Here is a 25,993-nt window from a genome sequence, read left to right on the forward strand (position 1 = left end):
ATGAAAGGTTTATGACAACATCATATCAGTTTTCATCCTTTTTACTTAGCTCAATGCTATCGGGGTATTGGTTTACATCAAGTTCATTTAGCTGAGCGATGAGCTTTGCAGCACCAAGAATGTCGTCAACAGCAAAGCGACCACTTACATGTATATCACTTGGTACATTACTTAATACCACAGGTTTTTCGCTATAACGATTTAACTGAAATAATGCATCATTGATAGACACGTTATCTAAGTCCAACCATCCTTGCTGCCAATCAGGTTGTGAGGCATTAAATTGCAAGACCTGTATTGTAGAATCACTTACTCGGGCACGCTGCCCTTTCACTAATTCAACGTGCTGCGTTCCATCTAAACTGGTTACTGAAACTTTACCATGAAAAACATCAACTAATGTTTCTCGCAATGTTTTGTCCACATTAAAAGCCGTACCAAGAACTTCGATCGTGGCATTGCCCGTATCAATTGTGAAAGGGCGCGATTCATCACGATGTACAGAAAAATATGCTTCGCCATTTGCTAAGGTTGCTTTTCGAGCATGACTATTCTCACTGAACTCAAGTTGCGTATTCACGTTCATTGCGACCTGTGTACCATCAGACAAATTCACTTGTTGTGCTTTACCACTAGTAAATTGTTGAACAGCTACAAGATCAGAGGACGATATGGGCGGCTGTTCATTCACTGGCATTAAAGTCCACATGAAAATAGCAAAGCATGCTGCTACAGCACCGCCCCCCCAAGAATACTGCGCTAAACGACGGCGTTTTTTAGCTTGTTCAAGTTGTTCATTCTGTTGTGCATCCACCAGCTCAAGCGCGGCTAATAATGCAGGGTCGTCCCAAATAGCCTTTTCTAGCGCATTATCAGATTCATAATCATGTTGGTGTGAAAAATTCATCGTTGTCTCAATTGCTGGTAATACTAATATGACGGATTAACTGTCATGACGGGGACATTCATGTACTAAAAAATACTCAGTCATGGCATTTTTCAGCATATCCATTGCCCGTGAAATATGTTTTTTAACTGCTTCTTCTGAGATCCCCAAACTACTTGCAATCTCAGCTCGTGTTTGGCCTTTAATACGGCGGCGAATAAACACATCTCTGCGCAATGCCGGCATTTGCGACAAAACGCGCTGATAAAGTTCAATACGTTGCTCATATTCAAGTGCGGACTCAAGCGATAACGCCTCACAATGAGGCTCATGCTCTAAACTTTCTGGTGTTTTTTTCTGCTCACGGTGGTGATCTATTATCAAGTGCTGAGCCATCCGATAACCATATGCGAGCGGATTATCTATCGCGTCTAGGTGTTCTGATCTAAGTGCCTTGAGAAGTAGCTTCTGAAATAAATCATCCGCATCAGCACGCTCTGCCACTGCTTTGCAAAAAAAGCCTTTTAAAGCGTCTTGATTTGCTATGAAGCATTGTAAAAGTGTTCTGCTTTGCTCTGTGATCTTATTATCAAAGCCGTTAGTCATTGAAGGTAAAGACATATTTAAGTTAAAGGCTAGCTTATTTATCTGAGTATGACGTAAATGCTAGCCTAAAGGGGACAGCTGTTTGATGATCATTTCGTTACAGTTTTAAGTAACTATCGACTTAAAAGTGTCATGAAAGCTTCATTAAAAAATAGGTCCCCTTCTTTGTTAATGCAGCGTCTTTAGAGGCGAATTTAAACCAAATATTGCATTTAACAGGAATTAACCCTCATGACTTACCGTGCATTTTCATTATCACCTTTAGCGCTTGCTGTTGGCTCATTATTAATTGCTCCCACCTACGCAGAAGAAAACCCAGAGCCAATGGAAGAAATTGTTGTCACTGGCAGCTACATAAAAAGCTTAGAAAAAGCGATTGATTTAAAACGCACTAATATTGGCTTCTCAGATTCAATTGTCGCGTCTGATATCGCAGATTTCCCAGAACAAAACTTAGCAGAAGCTTTACAGCGTATGCCGGGTGTTACGATTGAGCGTAATAAAGGCCTAGGTCAAAAAGTAAATGTACGTAGCTTACCGTCTGAATTTACCTTTGTTTCTATTAACAACCTTGCGACAGCCTCAGGCAGTGGTGGCCGTGATGTTGAATTTGATATGTTTGCGTCAGAAATTATTCAAAGTGTCACCGTTAAAAAATCGCCAACAGCCGCAGATGAAGAAGGCGGCATTGCAGGCTCTGTTGCAATTACGACTGCTCGCCCATTTGACTATGATGGTCGTCAAATAGTGGCATCGGTTGAAGGCGCATATAACGATATCTCTGAGCAAAGCGATCCTAAGTTTGCGTTTTTAGCGAGTAATACCTTTGGTGATTGGGGCGCGCTTGCTTCATTCGCTTATTCAGAGCGTACAAATAGAACAGATAGTAACTCTGGTATTGATTTTCGTCCTCTGTCACGTTGGACAGAAAAATCAGGTTCATCACAATGGCAATCAGACCAAACTGTTGACGTTTTAGAGCGCGATACGGGGATCACTATCAATGATCGCTTCGACAAAGATGAAACCAGCCGCGTTGTATTTATAAATAAAGTCGGCGACAGAGCTTACTTAACTGAACAAGAAAAATGGGGCGCAACTTTATCACTACAATACAAACCGAGCAGTGAATTTAGCCTCACTTTTGATGCGCTACTGGGTAACTTTGATAATCATGAAGACCAGTATGATGCCGCAGCCTATTCAGCTTCAAGTATCAGTGCATTAGAAAAAATAAACAGTTACGATAACACCACCCTTGCAGATTATGGTATTACCGTTTTAACTGATGTTAACTATGCCGCAACGCAGCATGAGTTTTTAAGCAAAGAAAATAGTAGCGATACAGACTACCAGCAATTTAGCTTAACCCTTGATTGGATGATAGGTGACTGGGAAGTTTACGGTGTCGTTGGCTACAGTGGTGCAGATAAATTAGCTGAGACAACTAATTTAAAGCACACTGCTTATGGCCCAACTCGCACTCGTTACACATCAACAGGCGGTGAAACCATTGCCAGCGATAACCCCGACACATTCGATATGTATAATTCTCCTGAAGCTTATACATTTGATTACTATGAAGTAAATCTTGAAGATATCTCTGATGACAAATATGCAGCTCAACTCGATTTTAGCCGCCATTTTCAACTAGATTTCTTCCCTGCATTATCAAAAGTTCAGTTTGGTGCGCGTTATACTGATAAATCAAAACAACGTAATTATGGTAGCAACCGAATCACAGGCCCTAGCGCAGGTGATTCATCGTGGGTAGGCACACGTACCTTAGCTGATAGCGAAATACATACTATTTCAGATTTAGTGTCAGGTGGTGAGTATTTATCTGACGTATCGTCTAAACAAGACTGGAGTCAAATTTCAAATAGCTATGCGCGTAATGAATTACGTTACGATGGTTTCGGCGTTGACTACGCACCGGATCAATTCTACGAAGTGTCAGAAAAAACCACCGCCATTTATGCGATGGCTGATTTTGCATTTGAAATTGGCACCTTACCTGCCACTTTAAATACCGGTGTTCGTTACATTGATACCAATGTAGATTCTTCAGGATATCACCAAGTGCAAGCTAATGATGGCAGCACAAATTATACGCCAGCACCTATCTCAAAAGAAGGTAACTATAAAGAAACTCTACCTAGCATTAACTTTAGCTTAGAGCTTACTGACAACTTACTATTCCGCGCGGCAGCATCAGAAACCTTTATCCGCCCTGCATTAACGGATATTGCTTATAAACGTACTGTGAGTTTAAGTGAATTTAAATACCGCGATGGTAACCCTGATTTAAAACCAACTTATGCAGATCAATGGGAAACAGGCCTAGAGTGGTATTTAGAAGAAGGTGGTTTACTTGCTGTTTCATACTTCGAAAAAGAAATTGAAGGCGTAGTGCGTGAATCTCTAACAGGTGTTGTTACTGATGTAACTAAATATAATGACAATGGTACTGTGGATGGCGTTTACGACTTTGATGTTTATCAAAAAGTAAATGCAGATGGTTCGTACGATGTAAGTGGTATCGAGTTCATTGCACAAATTCCATTTGCACGTTTTCACCCAATGTTACAGGGGTTCGGTATTAACGCTAACTATACGACGCTTGATAACTCACTTACAGGTGCCTCTGATTTAGCGATTCCAACACCACCAGAAGGCTTAGCTGACGAAACCTACAATATTACTTTCTACTACGAAAATGACAGCTTTGATGCGCGTATCTCATACAACTATAAAGACAAGTATGTAGAGTATATTGAACGCGATATGTACCCTGTTTACCGCGATGCCTACGGTCAAACAGATATCTCGTTAGGCTATCAAATAAACGACATGTTTAAAGTCACTCTTGAGGGGATCAATATCACAGATGAAGAAACAACGGGCTACACTATTGCTCCGGCTTTCCCAACTATGTATGAGTTCTCAGGTCGTCGCTTCTCATTAGGCTTACGCGGCAATTTCTAAATACATTATTGGGGCCTTTGCGCCCCAATTTTTTTTCAGCAAGGCAACTTAAATGCGATTATTAACGCTATTTTCACTGCTTTTTGTGGCGCTTCAAACCTATGGCAAAGAGCTAAACACACAAATTGCATTTATTCCCGATGTTCATTTTCACGATATCTATGCTGACTTTAGCCAAAGCGGCTTTAAAGGGGTAAAACTAGATAGCCAAACCAAACCCGTTGCAATTCGCAGTATGAAAGCACAGCTTCACTCAACGCGACTTTTTAATGAAAACTACTTTGCTCTGATAGCGGCTTTAGATGATATTGCCGAACGCGGTGTGAAATTAGTCGCTTTACCCGGAGACTTTACTGACGATGGACAGCCCGCTCACCTAAAGGGGCTAAAAGCATTATTAAATGATTACACAAAACGCTACGACATGCGTTTTTTTGTTATTCCAGGAAACCATGATCCTGTTAAACCTATAAAAACCGCGGCAGGTAAGTCTGACTTTTTGAACGATGAAGGACGCGAAGTTGCTATCTTTAGCCCAGATCATAGAAACTGTAAAGCGTCACAGACCGACACTTTGTTTTGCGATGATGGCATTGCTCATGGTGGCTATCAAGAGATTGTCTCTGCTATGGCTGATTTTGGTTTAATGCCTAGTAGCCAAGATTTGCTTTGGCAAACACCTTTTACCAGTGATCATGCAGCCTTGTCAGAACGCCAATATAAACAGTGTAGCGAGGATAAACAACACTGTGCAATGCTCCCCGACACCAGTTATCTAGTGGAACCCGTTGCTGGATTGTGGCTTTTAGCCATAGATGCCAATGTGTATTTACCTGAGTTTAAAAACAACCAACTAACATTCAAAGGCTCTGGAAATGCTGGATACAATAAAGTACTTACTGAAAAACCATATTTAATAACTTGGATAAAGCAAATTGTGAGTGCAGCAAAAAAGCAAAATAAAACGCTTATTGCATTTAGCCATTTTCCGATGGGTGAGTTTTACGATCAACAAAGTGCATCGATTAAAGAGCTGTATGGCAGCGATGCTTTTCAGCTCACTAGAGAGCCAACCAGCAATACACAAGCGACCTTAGCGGAAACTGGACTACGTTTGCATATAGGCGGCCATATGCATATGAATGACACCAGCTTGATTAAAACTGCAAAAAATACCCTTTATAACATTCAAGCTCCTTCAATAAGTGCATACCGTCCGGCATACAAATTGGTCAGCATCATAGGCAATGAAGCCAAAGTTGATACCGTACTTCTTGATTCTATTGCTGGCTTTGACACGCTATTTCCTGCCTATGAAAAAGAATACAGCTACTTAGCAGAGCATAATCCAGATGAGAAATGGCTTGCGGATATCCTAGATAGTGAAGACTATCACCAGTTTACTTTGCGGCATCTCGCTGGCCTTACGCGTTGGCGTTTTATACCAAGGGAATGGCCGGAAAGTTTTAGAAGCGTGTTACTCTCATTCAGTTTCCACGAGCTATTAGGATTATACGACAGTCCAATAAATAAGCCTTTAACACAACACTCTGAGCGCGCGCTGAAAGGAGTCACTCTATTTGAGTTTATACGCGATTTTTATTTACTCAGAAATGCAGGGACTTTGGCATTTGAAGACATTCCTACAACACACCTAAAAGCATACAAAGTCATGGCCCAGCAACTAAATACAATGGGGCAATGTATACCCAAAGATGTGGGGAAAATAGCACAAATCGTTGATGTTTGTACGCTACAGATAGGTCTTAGCAAAGCGCTTATGATTTTTGAAAAGCTAGCAGATGGTGAAAACGATCGCTGCTTGATGATTGATCTAAACTTAAATGCAAACAAACCAGCAAAAGCATGTCGCCCTTAATAAAAAAGGCACCTTAATAGGTGCCATTTTTATTGTGCTTAGTCATTACTGAGCATGTGCTGCAGCGCGGAAAATCGTGTTAGTTAACAGAACATTCATGCCCTCAAGGTAAGCACGGTAGGTTGGTGACTGTGTAAAGCCTATCACCATGCCTTTGCCTTGCGGTTGATGAACAAGCAATGGCTTATACGCAAGCTGTGCTTTATTTTGCTGCCATAGATAACCACTTGCTAGCACATCATCTTTACCTGTAAACCAGGCTAAGTTTTTACCTGAGTTCAGTTTTATTGGCGTGTAAATATCATTACCGTAAGCTACCGCAACAAGGTCTTTATCAACCCCTGCGGTTAACCAATGCTCTTGGTCTACTTCAACATTTGCAAGTACACCAGCTACATAGTCTGGCGATGTGTGTGGCTCAATGCTCGCTGCTTTTAAATCATCGCGAGAATTGAATAACTGCCCTGCCACTTTACTGCTTTTATCATCATTGCTACTTGCTTTATCTTCTCGGTAAGCTTGCTCGCGTTTAACATCTAACAAACCGTAATCAGCATTAGTGGTAAAGCGGTTAGCATTACCGAGGGCAATTAACACGCCACCCGCTTCAACCCAGCTTTTTAAATTAGCCGCCCCCGATTTACCGAGTGCTTGCTCGTAATTACCTTCTGGTAAAATAAGCACTTGGTAATCACTTAAATCAGCCCAAGCAAGCATGGCTGTGCGAATAGCGGTTACCGGGTAGCCAAGCTGTCTTTCGATAACAAAACGAGTGTTACCGGCGCTTAGCTCACGAGTGGCTGCATCCCATGCAATCGCCACTTTAGGTGCAACCATAGGCACTGTTTTGTTACTACCAAAGCTTGGGCCTTCAATCACCCAACTTGAATCAACACCATCAACAATTGCACCAGTTTGCTCGGCAATTTGGCTAATTTTAGTCAGTAAGTCTTTATCGTTTAGACGTTTTTCGATTACTAAGCTACCCGCTGGGTAGTTAGTTTTATCACCTAATACAAATGCTTGATCAGCACTTTTCAGTTTAATGCCAGCTTGCAGTGCTGCTGTTAAAAAGCGTGCTGCGGCCGTATCACCCCAAGCAACAATATAAGCCACTGAGGCTTCTGGATTATTCACTTTACCAAGCAATGTGTCGTCGGCCTGAACAGCTTTGCTATCTGCGCTAACTGCGCGACCACAACTATCGCTATCAACATTAAACATCATCGGCAGTGACCAACCTGTGACATCGTAAATTTCATCACCTAGGTTACGAGCACGACGTCTTTCTTGCTCTTTTACAAATGCTTCAGCCATATCTACTTGGTCTGTAAATGTGGTACGTACAAATACCCCGCGTGGCTGTGCGGTATCAATAAAATAGCTACCCGCTTTATACTTAACGCCACAGGCTTTGAAGTCTTCAGTTGCTTGTTTAACTTCAACACCATGCTCAGCCATTAAGGTGGCGAGTCTATGAGCGCCTTCACGGTTACTTTGCTTAGGTAAAATATAAACTCGCTCTTTGCTATCTTTACCCGAATCAATTGCATCAACTTGATATTGATAAAAGTCACCTAGTAGTTTTTCACGTTGGTTGGCAGCCCCTTCGGCGGTCGAAATTGAGGCCACAAACTGACGCTTTACAGTATTAAAATAGGTGAGTAGTTCACCGGTATTTTTCTCAAATACATGACCACGCGCAGAGCCTACTTCGTAAGTTGATGCTGATGCACCATAAAAAACAGGCCAGCTATCACCGTAGCCTGGGTAAAAGGCATCAAAAATTTCACGGGTAAAATAATCAAAGCCAAATTCATCAAAATACTTCGCATGATTTTGCCCAATCGCATCCATGTTAGCGATTTGAGTTTTCGTCATATGCGGGTTAAATGGCTGAGCAGCCGGTGCAAAGTAGTAAGATTGGTCGCCGCCCATTTCATGAATATCAACCACCACTTGTGGTTTATATTTATTGATTGCAGCCACTCTGCCCTTACTTTCAGGCTGAGTAAGCGCTAACCAATCACGGTTCATATCAAACAAATAATGATTTGTTCGGCCTCTTGGCCATGGCTCATTATGCTCTGCACTTAACCTATCTGCACTGTGCTCAAGACCTACGGTCGCATAATAACGAGTAACAAAGCGCTCACGACCATCAGGATTTTGTAGTGGGTCGATAAACACCACTGTGTTATCTAAAATTTTGCTGTTAATGGCATCATTCGGGGCTGCGAGTAAGTGATATGCAGTAAATAATGCAGCATCGGTTGAGCTAATTTCATTACCGTGCACTGCATACTGAAGCCACACAGACGTCGGTAAATTTTTAATTAGCGACTTAGCTTCTTTTTCAGAGGTGATACGCGGATCAGCCAAAGCTTGGGTGTTATTGGCGAGAGTTTCTAATGAGCGAATATGCTCCGCAGTGCCAACCGCCGCATAAACCAGTTCACGACCTTCCCAGCTGTTTGCGTACTTAAACACTTTAATACGATCAGGTGCAGCTTGCTCTAAAGCGCTAAGATAACGACGCATATCGTTGTAATTGGTGATGCGCTCACCTACATCGTATCCGAGTACTTGTTTAAATGTTGGTATTTGCTGATTATAAGCCGTACCCGGCCACATTGCTTCGGTATTCGCTGCACTGGCATTAAAGCTTGCCGTTATTGCCACAACACTCACTGAAATGGCTTTTATTATTTGTTTGGCGCTCATTATTTTTCCCAAGTAAAAGTATCTGTTTTGTACATTACAAAAGTATTGAAAATAAACAAATTAAAAACGTTAGATTGGCAAAAATTAAAGACATAAAAAAACCGCAGCGATTGCTGCGGTTATTATTAACATAGCGGAGCTATTTAACTAGGGTCATTTCATCAAGTAGGTAACCTGCGTTATCAACTTCTTCCATTAACCAAAGCATGTATCGAATATCAACGTGAATAGCACGGGTAATTTTGGCGTTAAAGTACCAATCTTTGGTGATTGATTCATAAGTCGAGTCAAAATTAAGGCCCACTAATTCACCTTTACCATTCATGACTGGCGAACCTGAGTTACCACCTGTGGTATCAGCGCTACTTAAAAAGTTGACTGGTACTGAGTTAACTTCTAGAGGTTTAGCTGCCTGTGACTCACAACCAAAGCTGAATAAACTACAGCTGACACCAGGCAAACCTAAGTCACCGCGATAGTACGCGCCAAACGCTTGCTTTTTGTAAGCTTCAAGTACTTTATCGGTAACAACAAATGGCTTTTCGCCAGTGTGTTTAGCCACTAAACCACGTAGTGATGTAAAAGGTGTTTTATAAACAGCATCTGCCGCTGGGTAACCATCAACTTGTGCATAGCTTACGCGTAATGTGCCATTTGCATCTGGGTAAACTGGCTTACCTTTAGCGTTATTGAAAGCGATCACGGCTTGCATATACTGCGGGCGAATTTCTGCTAAGCGACCCGCCATTTCTTTTTTATCAGCTTCTTGTGCCATGTTGGTATCGTATAGAGCAACAGCTAACTTTATGAATGGATCGTTTGATGCTTCAAACTCTGCTACAGATTTACCAATCCAGTTAACACGTGCTTCTACATCTGTAAGCTCTGTATTAGCATAAAAAGAAGCAATAATCGCATCAAGCTCAGCTTGTGTTGTGGTATCTGTAATACCTAAGCCGTCGTTTAATGCCGCAACTTGCGCTGCTTTATCTTGCGCTAAATAGTTACCTAAGTAGCTTAACCATAAGGCTTTATCGACTTCAGGCGTAAACTGTTTTTGTAAACGCTCTAAACGCGCTTTAAGCATAGGAAGATCGCGCTCTTGATAACCCATTTCGCGCTCTGCATTAGGCTTTTCACTTTCTTTAGCTAAGCGGTATAAACGAATTGCCGTACTTAATAAGTCTGCGCGTTTTGCGTAATCAAAGTAAAAATGGCTTTGTTGCTGTGCGTGCGCTTCTACTAATAATGACTTTAATGCGTGATATGAATCTGCGTAAGCTTTACGCTCAGCACTTTGTGCAAACCAAGCTAAGTATTCTTGTTCTTGCGCAGCTTTAATAACCGGAATATCCGTTACTTTAAAACCATCTTGTAAGCCTTCCAGTTTCTTTAAACGATTGTTAGTGCTTTTTACACGAGAGGCATATTTAACTTGTGCTTGCTCATCGCCTTTGCTCTGCTTGGCAATCACATCAAGAGTCATGTTGTAAGTATTTAGCAATGTCGGGTAATACCAACTCGCTGAATAATTTACTTCATCTGCTAGTTTATAGCGGCTAGTGCGACCAGGGTAACCTGCCACCAGCACACCATCGCCTAAGCTTACGCCGCTCGCATTCACTTTTAAGAACGACTTTGGCTCATAAGGTACGTTATCTTCGCTGTAATCAGCAGGTTTTCCATCTTTACCAACATAACCACGTACAAAGGTAAAATCGGCCGTATGACGTGGGTATTCAAAGTTATCGATGTCACCACCAAAGTTACCCAGCGCTTCTGCCGGAGCATACACTAAGCGCACATCTTTGATCATCAGTTGCTTGATCATAAAGTACTCTAAGCCATGGTGGAAATCACGTACCGTACAACGGTAGTTAGGATCTGACTCACACTCACTGATCAAGGCTTTGCGGTTTGCTTGAATCGCTTCATAACGGTCTTTGCCGTGTAGATCTGCAGGTAAGTTACCCAATACGCGATCTGTTACATCATCCACTTGTTCAGTTACATACAAACGCTCTTGCGGGCCTGCTGGTAATTCTTTTGACAAGTCAGCTGCTAAAAAGCCTTTTTCAATTAAGTTATTTTCTGGTGTGCTGTTATTTTGAATCGCACCATAAGCACAGTGATGATTAGTTACCGCTAAGCCTTTTGGTGACACAAATGACGCAGAGCAATAGCCTAAACCAACCACTGCATTGAGTGGATATTGGTTAAGATCTGCCACTTGTGAAGCCGGTAACTCAATACCAACGCGGTCAAACTCGCTTTGTAATTGTTTTAATTGATGCGGTTGCCACTGCCCTTCATCAGCGTGTGCGCTACCTACAGCGACAACACCCATAAGTGCTAATGAAGTAGTAATAATATTTTTTTTAATCATGTTAATCCCAGTCAGTGCAAAGCACTATTCCATTGTTGCCTTAAAAAATCGCGCTAAGACTACCATAACCTTGATTGAGTAAAGGGATATTGCGATTAAATACGATTGGAGAGTAAAAATAGAGGAGAGAAAAAGCTCCTACCGTAAGAATGCAGTTAGCAGGAGCATTATTCGATTCATTTATTAAGCATTGGCTTTTAAAAAGTCATAAAGTTCATCTTTTAGCACGGCGCGTTGATGCTTCTTTTCATGCATGTCCGCATCTTCGATTGGAGAGTCTTGCAACTCAAGAGAGCGAATTTCTTTATCCATATCATCGTAACGTTGCATGGTTTTCTTGAAGTGAGCATCGTGTTTCGCGAGGCTATGGATTAATTCATTAAACTCTGGGAATTCATTCAATAACGAGTGTTTTTCGCCTAACATGGGCAACTCCTTTAGCTAGAATTTAAGTTCAATTTCACTGTACCACTGCAACATACAGAGTCAACGCAGTAACCTTGTCCGAGATCAATAATCACAACGATTCAGAAAATATAGCGTTTAAACTAGAAATTTCCGTTTTTGATAACTTAAGCAATTGATAAACAGCATACAAAACGGGAATGGATTTACCCTATGTCATCAATAAGAATCACCCCTTTTTCAAGAGCCAGTTTAGTAATTTGAATTTGCGAAGTTAAATTCAGTTTGCTCATAATGCTGGCACGATGAACATGAGCCGTTTTAGGCATTATATCAATTACCTGTGAAACTTGTTTCGCATTAAAGCCCTGTGCAAGTAACTTAAAAACCTCTAATTCTCTTGGCGTCAGTTTGTTTAATACACTGTCAGTTTTTTGAGGTTTTAAGAAATGCGTGTTAATTGAAGGGCTTAAAAATAATTGGTTTTTAAAGATAGAATGTATTGCTGTTATTAACTCTTCAGCTGCATCTCGCTTAGATAGATAAGCATCAACACCTAAATCTAGCGCTCTTTGAATATAAGACTTTTCCTCATACATACTCAAAATTATACGCTTAGCACTTGGTAGCTTATTGCCAATTAGTTGAGAAACTTCTAACCCATTTCTATCTGGCAGCGAAATATCGATGACGAAGCAATCTATATCAATATCACCTAAGTTTTGTAGACACTCACTGTAACTACTTGCTTCAAAGCTAACTTGCCAATCAGGATCTTCTTCTTCGATGAGAGCCTTAAAACCTTCCCTTACCATTTGATGATCGTCAATAAGCGCAAATTTCATAACAACTCCATGTATTGATTAATCCCATTATAACGCGGGAGTGGATTACTAAGGTAAGAAAAATTCTTATAAGCCTAAGAAAAGTGGAAGTAATTTTATTGTTTATCTCCTTGTAAGCTTACCCAAAATGACAAGGAAATAGCCATGAAAAAGATCGCAGGGGAAACAAGCCACTTTCAAAACATCACCGTATTACTACATTACATTGGCGAGTCAAATTATCGTATTGAGTGGACAAGTAAAATGACAAAAGGCTCTACTAACCTAGTCAAAACAGGTAAAAATAAATATGTAGTCATGCGTAAATGGCCAGAATCAAAAGCCTTAGCTAATGTTACGGCTAACTTCACTTCACGAAATGCCGCGTTTGTTCATTTCATTAAAAATGTAGACATAATTAAAAGTAATGACGAGACCATCAATAAAGCAAAACAGCAATGTTTAGATTATTTTACTCAGTGCGAGCATATCAAGCCGGTAACCAAAACAGCTTTCCCTAAACCACGCTTGCAAGGAGCTTTAGGTCGTGAAGTGATTGTAAAACATAAGCGTAATATGTCAGATATTGCTAAAGGGCATTTATTACAACTCATTGGAAATAAAGCTGAAATTCAAGTTACACAACGTTATACTTTGTGTAACCCTAGCGCCAAACAACAGTTTGATACGACGCAAGTTTATATATTATAAAAAGGTTATGCTTACTCATGGATAGAGTCTTCAACAAAAATTACTTTGTTCCGCTAGCTTTCAAGTTGAAGAGCACCCAGCGCAGTGACATAGTAAAGTTTGCATTGTTTTCGTGCTTAATAGTTTTAATTGCGCCAGTTATCGAAAATAGTCTTTATTTATTTTCCTTTAACTATGTTGTGTACGAGGACTTTGTTAGTTGGTACTTTCCGGTTGGCTTCAGAGTAGTTTGTTATCTGTTTTTTCCTTTACGTTATTGGCCAGCATTAGCAGTAGGTTTTACATTAGGACAAATCAGTTATGTTTGGTATTTTTATGATGTTCCTCTTGATGATGTCCTCTATAGACTGGTTAGCTCTGCATGCCGAGAGTTTTTGATTCTTACTCCTCTTGTGCTGGCAAAGCTTTTCAAAGTTCGATTAGATATTCAAACTGTTAAAAGTGCTGTTACAGTATTATTTATTGCAATTTCATATCGCTTTATACGATCAATGCTCATTATCTTACCGAGTGATAGCCAAAATAAATACCGACTTATTGCTGATGAAGATCGCTTTGAAATGATGTTAGCTCATCAGCTTGGCGGTATCATAACGACACTTATCATGTTGCTTTTCGCGTTTCATGCTAAAACAATTTACCAGCAATTAAATAAACTTATAACTAAAGAAGTTGGCACGCTTTTAGTGCAGCTGTGTTTTTGCCTCACTGTTTTTATTGGGGTTTACCTGTTTGAACCTAAATCACTCTACCTCTTGCGAATGCTCGCTATATTTCCTTTGATATGGTTTAGCTATCGATACGGGGCCTTAGGTGCTCTGAGCTATGCAAGTGTAACTGTTATATCTTTGCTCATTAACGTCTATGGTGTGAATGAAACCGAATTACTCCTGACTACGCAACTTTACATAATAAGTTACAGCGTTCTGGCTCTTTTGCTCAGTGCATTTGTTACTGAATTAAATGAGTCTAAATCCGCATTATTAGAGCAAAATAAAGAGTTAATTGAACTTAGTACGTTAACTCAAAACTTAGCTACTAAAGTTGTTAATGTTCAAGAATCTGAGCGAAGCCAGCTTTCACAAGAATTACATGATGATATAGGTCAAAACCTGACAGCTTTAAAAACAAATATTGCAATATTAGAAAAGAAAACAGCTAACCATAACGAGTTAGCATCGACAATTACAAGACTTCAAAACGTTTCAAGCCATATGTATGACTCGGTATACAGGTTAATGCACTGGCTGAGACCTCGTCTATTAGACGAATTAGGTTTAGAAGCAGCATTAAAAAGCGAGTTATTCTCTGAGCACCTAAATGAAGCTGGAATCGCTTATCAATGCAAAATAAGTGGACCGATAGATAGCTTAAATGATGATTTTAAAATCGCTATTTTCCGCATTTGCCAAGAAGCATCAACCAATGCAGTTAAGCACTCTCTAGCCACTGAGTTTTCAATAGATATTACTTACCAAGAAAGTGAGCTTGAGATAATTATTTTTGACAACGGCATAGGGTTACCTGAACATAAAAACTCAAATGCTAAGGGCGGGTTTGGTGTATTAGGGATCGTCGAACGTGTCTCAGTGCTCAAAGGTAAAACTCAGTTTAAAAATGGTGAATGTGGTGGTTTAACAATAATGATAAATTTCACTATTTAGCATAATGGTTAGGCCAAAATAGCAATCAGCTAAAAACTCTGCTATTACCCTCTCCTTGTATACTTTTATGCAAAAAAATAATCCGCTGTTTTGTATGAGCGGAGTGGATTTTCTCCGCCTAAAAAGCAAAAAGCCCGTAGCATTCACTACGGGCTTTAATATGATTTGGTGAGTCAGCCAATAAGCCGCTGTTTTATATGCGCGGAGTGGATTTTCTTCACCTAAAAAGCAAAAAGCCCGTAGCATTCACTACGGGCTTTAATATGATTTGGTGAGTCAGCCAGTAAGCCGCTGTTTTATATGCGCGGAGTGATTTTTCTCCGCCAAAAAACAAAAAGCCCACAGTTTTCACTGTGGGCTTTCTTTAATTTGGTGAGTCAACCAATAAGCCGCTGTTTTGTATGCGCGGAGTGGATTTTCTTAATTTTGTGTCCATGAAGATAGCAAAAAGCCCCGCATTGCTGCGAGGCTTTTTATATAATTTGGTGAGTCAGCCAATAAGCCGCTGTTTTGTATGCGCGGAGTGGATTTTCTCCGCCCAAAAAACAAAAAGCCCACAGTTTTCACTGTGGGCTTTATTTAATTTGGTGAGTCAGCCAATAAGCCGGGTTCTGTCGTGGATAATCATTCGTCTAGGCCATAAATTGCTCTATGGCTCAAGCAACCTACCCGGTTCCAACGTGGGCCACGCCATAAGGAACCCTATTTGGTCTTGCTCCGGGTGGAGTTTACCTTGCAACCAACTGTTACCAGTGGCCCGGTGCGCTCTTACCGCACCCTTTCACCCTTACCAACCGAAGTTGGCGGTCTCCTCTCTGCTGCACTTGTCGTAGGCTCGCGCCCCCCAGCCGTTAGCTGGCACCCTGCCCTGTGGAGCCCGGACTTTCCTCCCCCTGCGCATTTTCGTTGCAGGCAGCGATTATCTCGGCTGACTCGGCGCGTAGTATACCTGAGCGCGCACGTCTATGCAGTAAAGAATTAGCCTTTTTCGTCAATAATTGCTTTATAAAGTGCGTTTTTCTTCAAACCAAAATACTCAGCCACAACACCACAGGCTTTTTTCAGTGGCATTTCGGCTTCGAGTAAACCGAGCATGCGGCGCGCATCTTCTGGAATATCGTCACTTTGCTTTGCTTTACCCGGTAGCATCAGTACGATTTCACCACGCTGCTTAGTGGGATCATCCGTTAAGAACTGTTTTAGCTCGGCAACTGTGCCATTGAAAAAGGTTTCGAAAGTTTTGGTAAGCTCTTTGGCAAATACTACAGGCTGTTCTTTACCGAGCGCTGCTTCTAAATCATCAAGGCTCGCCATAATACGGTGGGTACTTTCATACATAATGCTAGTAATACCTGAGTTTACCGCTTCGATAAAAAAGGTCTGCCTTGCTTTACTCTTTGCTGGTGTAAAACCAATAAACTGAAAACGATCTGTTGGTAAACCAGAACAACATACAGCGGTAATTGCAGCACATGCTCCCGGCACTGGCGTGACGTGCGCGCCTTGTTCACGGCATAAATTGACCACTGCATAACCTGGGTCGCTAATAAGAGGCGTGCCGGCGTCAGATACCAGCGCAATGTTCATTCCTTGCTCTAACCAATCTACAATTTGTTGCGCTTTTTGTTTCTCGTTATGGTCATGCAGAGCAAAGGTTTTTGCTTTGATATTAAAGTGGCTTAACAACTTTCCTGTATGACGAGTATCTTCAGCGGCTATTAAGTCAACCTCAGATAGGGTTTGGATGGCACGCTGGCTGATGTCATCAAAGTTACCAATAGGCGTGGCAACAATGTAAAGAGTGCCGATTTTATCTGAATTGTCCTCATTTAACATTGAGGTCTCCTGCGTCAGTCAGTAATATAAGCAAATCGCGTTAACGTATCGGGAAATCATTGTGCGACTTAAACTTGTTAGTCTATTAATTGTATTGTCAGGGTTATCGGCTTGTAGCACAACCGAAAAACCTCGAAATAGTGCAGAAAATCAATCGAGCCAATCGAGTATTGCGCTATCACAGCTAACCGACGCACAATCTATGTACCAAGCGGCGCTAAACCGTCAAGGTGCCGATAAAATCCAGCTTTTATATACTGCACGTGATGCGGCTATCAGCGAAGAGCGCTGGGCACTGCTAGAAAAAATCTGCCTCGAACTAGAAGCAACCCCAAGTGTCGACCAAATTCAAAACAAACTTTACATTGCCCTTGCGCAAGAGCATCAAGGCAAAAGCGACTTAGCTTTAGCTCAGTTACAACAACTTGAGCCTCAGTTAAGCCAGCCAGAGCATCAAGCATGGCATCAATACCTGACTGCGCGCGTTTACGCGTCGCAAGGTATGCCAAAACAAGCAATGCCTTTCTTTTTTAAGGCATCAATACTTAGCAGCGAAAATAACTTTACTGTAGCGAATTTAAACAAAGATTTATGGCAAAGCCTAACCCAGCTTTCATCGTACGCACTTGAGCGCTTTAACCGAGGCTCTGTGGTGCAACAAGGTTGGGTTAATTTAGCGCTTTATCATCAAGTATATTTAGGTGCGCCTGTTGAACTTCACCAAGCAATGAATAACTGGCTGCGTCGCTACCCGGGTCACCCAGCCGCTGAAGTGCTGCCAAAAAAAGTGACTGAGCTGGTACAAATTGAGCCTTTAAATGTGAACCGTTTAGCTGTGCTTATTCCACAATCAGGTGCTAATGAGCGATTAGGTGATGCCTTAAAAGCCGGTGTGCTTGCGGCCTTAGATGGACAGTCATTAGAGCAAACTCTATTTATTGATGAATCACTATCAGCTGCAGAGATCTCACTCAAGCTAAGCGAATTTAATGCTGATTTTATTATTGGCCCACTACTAAAAAGCAATATCGAAAAGCTTACTAGCGCACAAACACTGGTTGATTACCCGGTAATGCATTTAAACACCTTTGATGGTGAGCGCATTTCACAGCAGCACTTTTTCTTTGCACTAAGCCCTGAGCATGAAGTTCAGCAAGCATTAGAGCGATTTTTAACAGCAGGCTATCAAAAGCCGATGTTGCTAGCCCCTAATAATAGTAACGGTAAGCGTTTAGTTGAACACTTTAATACGCAGTGGCAACGATACAGCGAAGTTAAACCACAAATAGGGTTTTACTCAGGTAAAGATGATATGCCGAAAACGATCACTGGCTTACTTGAAGTAGACCAAAGTAAAGAGCGTATTAAAGTCGTCAAATCATTATTCAAGCAAGAAGTAGAAAGTGAAACCCGCTCACGCAGCGACATTGACGTGATTTATATTTTAGGTGATGCCACCGAAACACGCTTAATCAAGCCTTATTTAGACGTTAATGTGAGTACCTTCGCAGATAGAATCCCGCTTTATGCCAGCTCAAAAAGCCACAGTAAACAAATTGATAGAACCGATAAAGGCGACTTAGATGGCCTTTATTTTACGGAACTACCTTGGATGCTTGACGGTCAAATTCAGCAACACAATTTACGCCAACAGTACGAAAGCTTATGGCCAGAAAACGCTGATATAAGCCAGCGCTTATTTGCCATGGCGTTCGATGCAGCCAGTATGCTCGGTGATGTAAAACAACTGAGTATGGTACAAGGCAAACGCTTTAGTGGTATCAGTGGTCAATTAAGCATTGCTAGTAATGGCTATGTTACACGCACCCTAGATTGGGCACAGTACAAGAATAAGAAAATCATTGCGGTTGATTTAGCGACTGAGCAACCAATCCCGCTATTTATGCAATCTGCTATTGGGATCAATGCCGCTGAATAACCTTTTTTAAACGTAGAATTAGCTCAAGGATGAAGCTATGTCGTGGTTTAATCAATTGTGGCAAAATAGCCGCGAGAAAGGCCTGTATTACGAACATCAGGCAGAACAGTATTTAATACAACATGGCTTAAAAGCCATTGAGCGCAATTACTTATGCAAGTACGGCGAGCTCGATCTAATAATGCGTGACGGGCAAACACTGGTATTTGTAGAGGTAAAGTTTAGAAAAAATGCCCTGCGTGGTGGTGCAAACTATGCGCTCAGCAAACAAAAGCAGCAACGATTACGGCGCACAATTAGCCATTATCTTGCCGAAAAAAAGATCTCACACCAGGCAATGCGGATAGATTATGTCGCTATAACAGGTGAGCTTAACAGCACCCTAAACTGGTTTAAAAATATTTACTAACGCCGTTTGGCGTCGGCTTAATTTGGTAGGTTATGCAAGAAACGATAAAAAAAATCTTTACCGAAAATATTCAAGTTCAAATAGCGGCAGGTGAAGTACTGCCAAGCGCACTTGAATCGGCAGCGTTCACCATTGCACAAAGTCTTATTAACGGCAATAAACTGCTATGTTGTGGCACTCCTAGCTGCCACATGTTGGCACAGCACATGGCAGGGCTATTAATTAACTTTTATGAAACCGAGCGCCCATGCCTACCCGCAGTTGCGCTTGCACAAGATCAAGTTAACTTAGGCTCAGCCGCAAATAATGATGAGCACGAAACCTTTGCACGACAAATTCGTGCATTTGCACAGCAAGGCGACCTTTTATTAGCAATTGCTGTCAATGGTAATGAAAAGCAGATTATCTCAGCCGTTGAAGCGGCACTGACCCGTGATATGAAAGTAATTGTGCTTGTTGGTGATGACGGCGGTGAATTAGTTGGCTTACTTGGCCCAAATGATGTTGAAATTCGTGTTCCATCCAAACGCCCAAGCCGTATTGTTGAGTCACACTTAGTGAATTTGCACTGCCTCAGTGAGCTTATCGATTTAACCTTATTCCCACAGGAAGAAAATTAATGTTTAAACAGTCTTTACTAGTATTTGGTACCGTTTTATTGCTGCAAGGCTGTGCAGCTGCCGTTGTCGCCGGTACTGCAGGCGCTGTAACTGCTGCGAATGATCGCCGCACGATTGGTTCACAAATCGACGATAACAATATCGAAATTAAAAGTTCTATTGCTATCAGCGAAAATGAGCACCTACATAAATTTGCTAACGTTAACGTCATTAGCGTTAATGGCATTGTGCTTATGATTGGCCAAGTTGCCAACGCAGAAATGAAAGACGAAGCACAACGCGCTATTGAAGGCGTTGATGGCATTCGTAAAATCCACAACCAAATTCGCATTGGTTCAAATATTGGCATGAGCACGCAAACGCACGACTCTTGGTTAACCTCTAAGGTGAAAACGCAATTACTCACCACAGAGAGTATCAGCAGCAATAATATCAAAGTAGTAACAGAGAATGGCGAAGTCTTTTTAATGGGCTTAGTGAGCGATTCTGAAGCGAATTTAGCGGTTGATGTAGCACGTAACGTATCAGGCGTTGAACGTGTTATTAAAGTGTTTGAATATTTGTAATATCCAACCGTAAATTGATAATAAAAAACCCGCTAAATAGCGGGTTTTCTTTTGTCTGACTAAGGTTACTTAATCACTCGTAAGTGAGCACCTTTTTTCTTCTCTGGTTTAGCAGGTGGTTCATCATCTGGCGTAATCTCGTCAGGTGTTTCAACACTTTCTAATACCGGAGCAAAGTCGTCTTCGTCCTCGATGAATTCTTCTGCAGTAAATACAGTCCCTTCACCATTCTCACGTGCATAAATTGCGAGCACAGCACCCATAGGTACGTACACTTGCATTGGTTGGCCACCAAAGCGCGCATTAAAGCTAAGCTGTTGGTTGTCCATTGCAAATTGTGTTACCGCTGATGGGCTAATGTTCAAAACGATCTGACCGTCTTGCACAAACTGTGTTGGTACTTGTACAGCAGGAAAATCAGCGTTAACCACTAAGTGTGGTGTGCACTGATTATCAACAATCCAATCAAAGAAAGCGCGTAGTAAATAAGGACGATTAGGCGTCATTATAAACGGATCTCACGCTCTGCTTCAGTTAGTGAAGCTTGGAATGATTCACGCTCAAATAAACGCAACATGTATTCTTTAAGCTCTTTCGCGCCTGCACCATTAAGCTCAATGCCAAGCTCAGGTAAACGCCAAAGTAGTGGTGCTAAGTAACAATCAACTAAGCTGAACTCTTCACTCATGAAGTAAGGTGCTTCAGAGAAGATTGGTGCAATTGCAAGTAACGCTTCTGTAAGCTCTTTACGTGCTTGCGCAGCTTCGCTGCTACCGCTAGTGATTTTGTTAGCTAGGCTATACCAATCCGTGTCGATACGATGCATCATCAGACGACTACGGCCACGCATAACCGGATAAACTGGCATTAGTGGAGGATGAGGGAAACGTTCATCAAGGTATTCCATGATGATGTTTGCCTGATATAAACCAAGCTCACGATCGATCAGTGTTGGTACTGTACCGTAAGGGTTAATCTCATGAAGTGCTTCTGGCAGGTTATCCTTTTCAGCCAGGTGAATGTCAACACTTACACCTTTTTCAGCAAGTACGATACGTACTTGATGGCTATACATACAGTTAGCACCAGAAAACAGGGTCATTACAGGGCGCTTATTGGCAGCTACGGCCATGCCTACCTCCATTATATTACAAAAACAGCAATAGGGGCTTAAGCCCCTATCACAAAACTACCTTTCAAAATGCCCAGGATTAGTGAACATCTCTCCAGTATTCTTTCTTCAGCATGAATGCCAAGATAAATAGAATCACTAGGAAACCAATTACCTTTAGACCTAACGCTTCTGACTCTAAACGTGACGGCTCGCCAACGTAAGCTAAGAAGTTAGTTAAGTCACGAGCAGCACGATCGTACTCGTCAACACTCATTTCACCAGAACCATCTGTTTCAACGCCAACAACTTTAGTCACAGTGTGACCATGTTCTTCCACTTCTTCAGTGATTGGTGTTGGTAAGCCTTGTAGTTCTTGAAGAACGTGTGGCATACCTACCGATGGGAAAACAACGTTGTTTACGCCAAACGGACGAGACTCGTCTTTATAGAATGACTTCAGATAAGTGTAGATCCAGTCAGTACCACGAACTCGCGCTACAAGCGTAAGATCCGGTGGCGCTGCGCCAAACCATTTAGCTGCGTCATCTTTATCAATCGCATTTTTGATGTGGCTACCTACTTTTGAGCCATCAAAAATTAGTTGCTCTTGACCAATCTCAGTAGGAATACCGATATCGCGGAACGTACGCTCATAACGTTGATACTGCATTTGGTGACAACCAAGACAGTAGTTCATGAACAATTTAGCACCGCGCTGTAAAGATGCGTTATCTTTAAGGTCAATGTTCGCATCCATTAAAGGAACCGAAGGACCTGCTGCCATTGTCAACGATGGCAACAATGCGAATAAACCGATAATTAGCTTTTTCATCATTTCGTCAACCTCGTTGGTAATGGCTTAGTTTTCTCATTCTTGCTGTAAACAAATAACAATACGAAGAACATGAAGTATGTCACAGTCGTGATTTGTGATAACAGCGTTTTGAAATCAGTTTGTGGTGTAGCACCAACCCAACCCAAGATAACGAAAGTTACCACGAATTGTGCGATGTTTAACTTGTGAAGACCACAACGATAACGAATAGAGCGAACCGAACCACGGTCAATCCAAGGTAGTAACGCAAGCACTACGATAGATGCACCCATCGCCACAACACCCATTAACTTGTTAGGGATTGCACGTAGGATTGCGTAGAATGGCGTAAAGTACCAAACTGGGAAAATATGCTCTGGTGTTTTCAGCGGGTTAGCTGCTTCGAAGTTTGGCGCTTCTAGGAAGAAACCATTCATCGCAGGCATAAAGAATACAACCCAACAGAATAAGATTAAGAAACCAACCACACCCACAATATCTTTTACTGTGTAGTAAGGGTGGAACGGGATTGCATCAACAATGTCTTTCTTGTTGGTGTAATACTCGTGGAATTTGAATTTAGGCTTATCTTCTTCAGCTACAGTGCCTTTCTTACGCTTAATTTCAACACCATCTGGGTTGTTTGAACCCACTTCGTGTAGTGCAACAATGTGTAAGAATACTAAGATAACGATTACTAAAGGTAATGCAATTACGTGTAGTGCAAAGAAGCGGTTAAGCGTAGCACCAGAAATTACGTAGTCACCACGGATCCAAAGCGTTAAGTCATCACCAATAACCGGAATCGCACCGAATAGTGAAATGATTACCTGTGCACCCCAGAAAGACATTTGTCCCCAAGGTAGTAAGTAACCCATGAAAGCTTCAGCCATAAGCGCTAAGAAGATGAACATACCGAATAACCACAGTAATTCACGTGGTTTTTGGTAAGAACCGTAGATCATGCCACGGAACATGTGCAGGTATACAACGATAAAGAACGCTGATGCACCTGTTGAGTGAAGGTAACGAAGTAACCAACCGTATTCAACATCACGCATGATGTATTCTACCGATGCGAAAGCACCTTCAGCAGATGGTACGAAGTTCATTGTTAACCAGATACCAGTTACGATTTGGTTAACAAGTACTAACATGGCTAAAGAGCCAAAGAAGTACCAGAAGTTAAAGTTTTTTGGTGCTGGATACTGTGCAATATGCATGTTCCAAACACGTGTCATTGGAATACGATCGTCGATCCAACCAATAATTTTACCAAACATTACGCCACTCCTTTTTCTTCACCGACTAGAATAGTCGTGTCATCAAGGAAGGTATACGGAGGAATTTCTAGATTTAATGGTGCAGGTACAGATTGGAATACACGACCAGCCATATCAAATTTAGAACCGTGACACGGACAGAAGAAACCGTCGTCTGTGCCCTCTACTTTCTCACCAAAGCCACCTTGTAGGAAGCTAGGAGAACAACCTAAGTGCGTACAAATACCAACAGCAACGAAAATTTCAGGACGTTGCGAACGATATTCATTGGTTGATGATTCAGGTTGTTGAGGCTCTTCAGACGCAGGATCACGAAGTTGACCTTCATGTTCTTTCATCTGTTCAAGCATTCTTGGTGTACGATTAATAACCCAAACAGGTTTTCCTCGCCACTCAACACGTATTAATTGTCCTGGCTCAAGCTTGCTGATATCTACTTCTACAGGCGCACCCGCAGATTTAGCTCGCTCACTTGGATTCCAAGACGCAATAAAAGGAACAGCAGCCCCAGCCGCACCAACACCACCAACAACAGAGGTAGCTATGGTTAAAAAGCGACGTCGGCCATTGTCTACAGGCGCATTGCTCATCCACTTATCTCCACTATGATTCCCAACACTTGCCATATTGAGAACATCAGTTACAGCAGGTTAATTTTTAGAAATTTCAAAATAGACGCGATCATAATTAAAACCCTTGATTAAAACAAGGTTATTCACAGTCTCATGCTCGAATAAACCCTATTTAATGAATTATTAATTTAGGTTAGCTCGAGTATGAAGCCGCTGGTTATGATAACGCATATAAAAAAACAATATACTGACCAAGATCAACCTCACTAAGAGGAAACAGAATTCTGCATTAGCTGTTGTTGAACTCACTCACATTACTTGCCCCCCAATTGTAGCAAAAAATTTCATCAATTAACTGATGGATTTAAGCTAATTTTGCTAAATCTTGAAGTTTTTTTACTGTTATACGTACTAATTATTAACAGTGGTTAAATATCGAACGAAAAAAGGTAGGATTTTGCGCTTCAGCGAGATGAGAGATGCGAGATGCGAGATGCGAGATGAGAGATGAGAGATGCGAGATGAGAGATGCGAGATGCGAGATGCGAGATGCGAGATGCGAGATGCGAGATGCGAGATGCGAGAAGTATATGGGAATATTAAGCCTTGGCAAGAACTTGTTCATTCAAGCAGAGAGCCCTCTTTCGATTAGCTAAAAACTGACGTCTGAAAGCTGACAGCTCCAAGAAACAAAAAACCCAGCCGAAGCTGGGTTTTTGGTATTCTGATAAACGTAAATATTAACGTTTTGAGAATTGTGGACGCTTACGTGCTTTCTTAAGACCCACTTTCTTACGCTCAACTTTACGTGCATCACGTGTAACGAAACCTGCTTTACGAAGTGTAGGACGTAGAGACTCGTCAAACTCCATAAGTGCACGAGTGATACCGTGACGGATAGCACCAGCTTGACCAGTAGTACCACCACCTGAAACAGTGATGTGTAGGTCAAACTTTTCAGTCATTTCTACGTGCTCTAATGCTTGACGAACAACCATGCGAGCAGTCTCACGACCGAAGTACTCTTCTAGAGAGCGCTTGTTGATTACGATGTTACCAGTGCCTGGGCGTAAGAATACGCGAGCACTTGAACTTTTACGACGACCTGTACCGTAGTATTGATTTGCCATGATAGTGCTCCTTAAATGTCTAGAACCTGAGGCTGTTGTGCAGCATGGTTGTGCTCAGTACCTGAGTAAACTTTAAGTTTACGGTACATTGCGCGGCCTAAAGGACCACGTGGCAACATGCCTTTAACAGCTTTTTCGATGATCATTTCAGGCTTTGCAGCTTGAAGCTTGTCGAAAGTAGTAGACTTAAGACCACCTGGGAAACCAGTATGAGCGTAGTACATTTTGTCTTTTGCTTTATTACCAGTAACAGTAACTTTCTCAGCGTTGATAACGATGATGTAATCACCAGTATCTACGTGAGGAGTGTATTCAGCTTTATGCTTACCGCGTAGGCGACGAGCGATTTCAGTAGCGATGCGACCTAAAGTTTTACCTTCAGCGTCAACTACGTACCAGTCACGTTTTACTGTTTCTGGCTTAGCAACAAACGTTTTCATTTATTAAAATCCAATGTTTTTTAATTAAAACCACAGGTAATTATTATAAATTACCGCTCTAAGTTGAATGCTTTAACCCCTTCGAGTTTAAGACTTTGAGCCATCAATTAGAGGCTAAACTAATATCTGGCAATAGAACGCAACGTGGCAGACGCGGGAGTATACCAGCACTTGAACCACATTGCTATATGATGGTT

The 25,993-nt window shown here is 41.6% G+C and carries 22 protein-coding genes and 1 other RNA gene; 8 read left to right on the top strand and 15 right to left on the bottom strand.

The features are described 5' to 3' along the window. Positions 1-25: 25 nt before the first annotated feature. Together PASHI_RS17490 and PASHI_RS17495 are read right to left on the bottom strand one after the other, a co-directional pair. Positions 26-907, bottom strand: a complete 882-nt coding sequence (locus tag PASHI_RS17490) for a FecR family protein (RefSeq protein WP_062566513.1) — start codon at positions 905-907, stop codon at positions 26-28. A 36-nt stretch (positions 908-943) separates the two neighbouring features. Further along, positions 944-1,507 carry an RNA polymerase sigma factor gene (locus tag PASHI_RS17495; RefSeq protein ID WP_082710973.1) on the bottom strand — a complete coding sequence of 188 codons (564 nt, stop codon included), beginning with the start codon at positions 1,505-1,507 and terminating at the stop codon, positions 944-946. 216 nt (positions 1,508-1,723) lie between these two features. Here PASHI_RS17495 and PASHI_RS17500 point away from each other — a divergent pair, with 216 nt between their 5' ends. Further along, a complete protein-coding gene (locus PASHI_RS17500) occupies positions 1,724-4,480 on the top strand; it encodes a TonB-dependent receptor (RefSeq protein WP_062566515.1) in 2,757 nt (918 codons plus the stop codon). A 52-nt stretch (positions 4,481-4,532) separates the two neighbouring features. Next, positions 4,533-6,359, top strand: coding sequence for a metallophosphoesterase (locus tag PASHI_RS17505; protein ID WP_062566516.1), 1,827 nt, complete (start codon positions 4,533-4,535; stop codon positions 6,357-6,359). 45 nt (positions 6,360-6,404) lie between these two features. On the opposite strand, the gene PASHI_RS17510 is transcribed toward PASHI_RS17505, so the two are convergent. The 4 genes from PASHI_RS17510 to PASHI_RS17525 form a co-directional block, all read right to left on the bottom strand. Further along, positions 6,405-9,083 carry a M14 family metallopeptidase gene (locus PASHI_RS17510; RefSeq protein ID WP_062566517.1) on the bottom strand — a complete coding sequence of 893 codons (2,679 nt, stop codon included), beginning with the start codon at positions 9,081-9,083 and terminating at the stop codon, positions 6,405-6,407. Between the two features lie 139 nt (positions 9,084-9,222). Next, on the bottom strand, positions 9,223-11,469 hold the full coding sequence (locus tag PASHI_RS17515; protein WP_062566518.1) for a S46 family peptidase: 2,247 nt from the start codon (positions 11,467-11,469) through the stop codon (positions 9,223-9,225). A gap of 183 nt (positions 11,470-11,652) precedes the next feature. Further along, positions 11,653-11,895: an HP1242/YdcH family protein gene (locus PASHI_RS17520; RefSeq protein ID WP_054561078.1), complete on the bottom strand. Its 243-nt coding sequence runs from the start codon at positions 11,893-11,895 to the stop codon at positions 11,653-11,655. A gap of 185 nt (positions 11,896-12,080) precedes the next feature. Then, entirely contained in the window at positions 12,081-12,719 is a 639-nt protein-coding gene (locus PASHI_RS17525; protein WP_062566519.1) for a response regulator transcription factor, read from the bottom strand. 144 nt (positions 12,720-12,863) lie between these two features. On the opposite strand from PASHI_RS17525, the gene PASHI_RS17530 reads away from it, so the two are divergent. Both PASHI_RS17530 and PASHI_RS17535 read left to right on the top strand, forming a co-directional pair. Continuing rightward, a complete protein-coding gene (locus PASHI_RS17530; RefSeq protein ID WP_062566520.1) occupies positions 12,864-13,409 on the top strand; it encodes a hypothetical protein in 546 nt (181 codons plus the stop codon). Between the two features lie 17 nt (positions 13,410-13,426). Then, the gene (locus PASHI_RS17535) at positions 13,427-15,073 is read left to right on the top strand and encodes a histidine kinase (protein ID WP_062566521.1); all 1,647 of its coding nucleotides are present in this window, start codon (positions 13,427-13,429) and stop codon (positions 15,071-15,073) included. Between the two features lie 584 nt (positions 15,074-15,657). Here PASHI_RS17535 and rnpB read toward each other — a convergent pair. Both rnpB and rsmI read right to left on the bottom strand, forming a co-directional pair. Beyond that, positions 15,658-16,009: RNase P RNA component class A (rnpB, locus tag PASHI_RS17540), an RNA gene on the bottom strand. A 42-nt stretch (positions 16,010-16,051) separates the two neighbouring features. Next, positions 16,052-16,909, bottom strand: coding sequence for a 16S rRNA (cytidine(1402)-2'-O)-methyltransferase (gene rsmI / locus PASHI_RS17545; protein ID WP_062566522.1), 858 nt, complete (start codon positions 16,907-16,909; stop codon positions 16,052-16,054). 61 nt (positions 16,910-16,970) lie between these two features. Between rsmI and PASHI_RS17550 the strand changes: the two genes are divergently transcribed. From PASHI_RS17550 to dolP, 4 genes are read left to right on the top strand one after another with little or no spacing between them, the layout of a single operon-like run. Next, complete coding sequence (locus PASHI_RS17550) at positions 16,971-18,848, top strand: penicillin-binding protein activator (RefSeq protein WP_062566523.1); 1,878 nt, start codon at positions 16,971-16,973, stop codon at positions 18,846-18,848. 37 nt (positions 18,849-18,885) lie between these two features. Continuing rightward, entirely contained in the window at positions 18,886-19,257 is a 372-nt protein-coding gene (locus PASHI_RS17555; protein ID WP_062566524.1) for a YraN family protein, read from the top strand. A 32-nt stretch (positions 19,258-19,289) separates the two neighbouring features. Beyond that, the gene (locus tag PASHI_RS17560; protein ID WP_054561085.1) at positions 19,290-19,877 is read left to right on the top strand and encodes an SIS domain-containing protein; all 588 of its coding nucleotides are present in this window, start codon (positions 19,290-19,292) and stop codon (positions 19,875-19,877) included. Then, positions 19,877-20,443, top strand: a complete 567-nt coding sequence (dolP, locus tag PASHI_RS17565) for a division/outer membrane stress-associated lipid-binding lipoprotein (protein WP_062566525.1) — start codon at positions 19,877-19,879, stop codon at positions 20,441-20,443. Before PASHI_RS17560 ends, dolP begins: the two co-directional genes overlap by 1 nt. Before the next feature lie 65 nt (positions 20,444-20,508). Here the strand turns inward: dolP and PASHI_RS17570 are convergent, their stop codons facing one another. The 7 genes from PASHI_RS17570 to rplM form a co-directional block, all read right to left on the bottom strand. Further along, complete coding sequence (locus PASHI_RS17570) at positions 20,509-20,949, bottom strand: ClpXP protease specificity-enhancing factor (RefSeq protein ID WP_062566526.1); 441 nt, start codon at positions 20,947-20,949, stop codon at positions 20,509-20,511. Continuing rightward, on the bottom strand, positions 20,949-21,575 hold the full coding sequence (gene sspA, locus PASHI_RS17575; RefSeq protein WP_054554181.1) for a stringent starvation protein SspA: 627 nt from the start codon (positions 21,573-21,575) through the stop codon (positions 20,949-20,951). Before sspA ends, PASHI_RS17570 begins: the two co-directional genes overlap by 1 nt. 79 nt (positions 21,576-21,654) lie before the next feature. Continuing rightward, positions 21,655-22,392, bottom strand: a complete 738-nt coding sequence (locus tag PASHI_RS17580) for a cytochrome c1 (RefSeq protein ID WP_054554180.1) — start codon at positions 22,390-22,392, stop codon at positions 21,655-21,657. Beyond that, positions 22,389-23,654, bottom strand: coding sequence for a cytochrome b (locus PASHI_RS17585; RefSeq protein WP_054554179.1), 1,266 nt, complete (start codon positions 23,652-23,654; stop codon positions 22,389-22,391). The genes PASHI_RS17580 and PASHI_RS17585 overlap by 4 nt, the downstream gene beginning before the upstream one ends. Then, positions 23,654-24,244: a ubiquinol-cytochrome c reductase iron-sulfur subunit gene (gene petA / locus PASHI_RS17590; RefSeq protein ID WP_054554178.1), complete on the bottom strand. Its 591-nt coding sequence runs from the start codon at positions 24,242-24,244 to the stop codon at positions 23,654-23,656. The genes PASHI_RS17585 and petA overlap by 1 nt, the downstream gene beginning before the upstream one ends. 722 nt (positions 24,245-24,966) lie before the next feature. Continuing rightward, positions 24,967-25,359: a 30S ribosomal protein S9 gene (rpsI, locus tag PASHI_RS17595; protein ID WP_095209788.1), complete on the bottom strand. Its 393-nt coding sequence runs from the start codon at positions 25,357-25,359 to the stop codon at positions 24,967-24,969. 8 nt (positions 25,360-25,367) lie between these two features. Next, positions 25,368-25,796: a 50S ribosomal protein L13 gene (gene rplM, locus PASHI_RS17600; RefSeq protein ID WP_054561088.1), complete on the bottom strand. Its 429-nt coding sequence runs from the start codon at positions 25,794-25,796 to the stop codon at positions 25,368-25,370. Positions 25,797-25,993: the final 197 nt, after the last annotated feature.

It is taken from the genome of Pseudoalteromonas shioyasakiensis (genome assembly GCF_001550135.1).
GTDB classification, from domain to species: domain Bacteria; phylum Pseudomonadota; class Gammaproteobacteria; order Enterobacterales; family Alteromonadaceae; genus Pseudoalteromonas; species Pseudoalteromonas shioyasakiensis.